This is a genomic window from Microvirga tunisiensis, assembly GCF_009296175.1.
Taxonomy (GTDB): domain Bacteria; phylum Pseudomonadota; class Alphaproteobacteria; order Rhizobiales; family Beijerinckiaceae; genus Microvirga; species Microvirga tunisiensis.
In genome coordinates, this window is the sequence record NZ_VOSK01000688.1 from 1 (window position 1) to 1,699 (window position 1,699).

The window sequence follows — 1,699 nt, forward strand, 5'->3', positions numbered from 1 at the left end:
ACCTCCATGACCGCGCCGGAGCCGAACTCCTGCTGGAGGGTCTGCAGAATCTGTTTCCGGCCATTGAGTTGATGTGGGCCGACACGGCTTATCGTGGGCTGAAGGACTGGCTCCAGAAGGCCCTGAGCTGGAGATTATCCATCCCGCAGCATTGGTGGAGCGGCGGAACCTGGATGCGGGCTGACGCGGAGCCGCCGACGCGACCGAGTGGCTTCCAGGTGCTCGCACGCAGGTGGGTTGTCGAGCGGACCATCGGTTGGCTCACCACCAACCGGCGGCTCGCCAAGGACTACGAACGCTTGGTCGAGACCGGTGAAATGCTGCTCTATCTCGCCATGAGCCGCATCCTGCTGCGTCGCCTCACGCGAAAGGAAAGATAATTGCTCACCAGCCTCTAGTTGAACGCCTGCCTCTCACCCAGCTAGAGGGCAGCGCCATGACCGACGGGCGGCTATAGGCGATCTTCGACGCGGCCGAATACCTGTCGTCGGATGATGAGTTATGACCGGATCTCGTGGCAACTGCCGAGCAGGCTTATGGAGTGGAACGGGCTGCGGAGATCCTGGCGTCAGTGAATTGATGGGATCAGGCCGCGATGCTGTCGGCCTGTTCCATGCAATGTTGTCAGCTATGGCGGCGCGGTTTGGCTGCCGCAGCAGCGAAACGGGCGTCCGCCTCTTGCTCGGTAACGTAGATGTAGCCCTTCTCGGCCATGCACCCCTTCGCTACATCCAGGCGTTGTCACGTTAACTGCCGCCAAGCGCGCTGAGGCTGATTTGTCTACCGGACAGGCTCAAGCAGCAATGTTGGCCACAGCTTTCCATTCCGCCATGGCGTTGAGGCGGTGCAGATGGGTGGCAGGGGCGGAGCGGGGTGGAACGAAGAGATTGCGGACGGCCGAGAACACGCTGACGAACCGCTGCAGGTACCTGGGCGCTCGAAAGCCTTGCATCGCCCGCTCGCGTCGCCGGAACGGCAGATGCGAATTCTCCGCCCGATTGTTAAGCCCCTTGTGCGAGCGGTGTTCGACGTCCGGCATGATCTGACGCCGGGCGGACGCGTAGGAGCCGAGCTTGTCGGAGATCATCCGTCGTGGAGGGCAGCCCTGCTTCCGCAACAGACGCGTCAGCAAGCGCTTGGCCGCCTTGGTGTTGCGGCGGGTCTGGACAATCTCATCGAGCACATAGCCGTCCTGGTCAACCGCCCGCCACAGCCAGTGCTTCTGGCCCGCGATCGTGACCACGACCTCATCGAGGTGCCAGATGTCGCGGCGGCTCGGCGCCTTGCGCCTGAGGCGGCGGGTGTACGCCGGCCCGAACTTCAGCGCCCACCGGCGGACCGTCTCATACGAAACGAGGATGCCGCGCTCGAGCAGCATCTCCTCGACCAGCCGCAGGCTCAGAGGAAACCGGAAGTACAACCAGACCGCATGGGCGATGATCTCAGGCGGAAAGCGATGGCGTTTGTAGCTGACGGGCTTGCTCATGCCGGACCATCTACACCGCTCGATCTCATCTCCAGGTTAACGTGACAACACCGGCTATCAACCCGTCTATGTCAGGCGACACAGAGAACTCTGATGTTCGTTGTCAATGAGCTTGGACGTGGGAGTGCGATCCCAGGGCGGGAGCCGGGTGTGGCAGGATGGAGCGATTGCGCAGGGCTGGCGGCAGAGCCGTCAAGACGACGGTTGAGCAAA

At 62.5% G+C, this 1,699-nt stretch carries 2 protein-coding genes; one reads left to right on the top strand and one right to left on the bottom strand.

All coding sequences use genetic code 11. The features are described 5' to 3' along the window. Positions 1 to 380, top strand: a 380-nt coding sequence (locus FS320_RS42875; protein ID WP_152711663.1) for a transposase, incomplete at its 5' end; no start/stop codon positions are given. A gap of 413 nt (positions 381 to 793) precedes the next feature. Here FS320_RS42875 and FS320_RS42880 read toward each other — a convergent pair. Then, on the bottom strand, positions 794 to 1,486 hold the full coding sequence (locus FS320_RS42880) for an IS6 family transposase (RefSeq protein ID WP_152718584.1): 693 nt from the start codon (positions 1,484 to 1,486) through the stop codon (positions 794 to 796). Between the last annotated feature and the right edge of the window lie 213 nt (positions 1,487 to 1,699).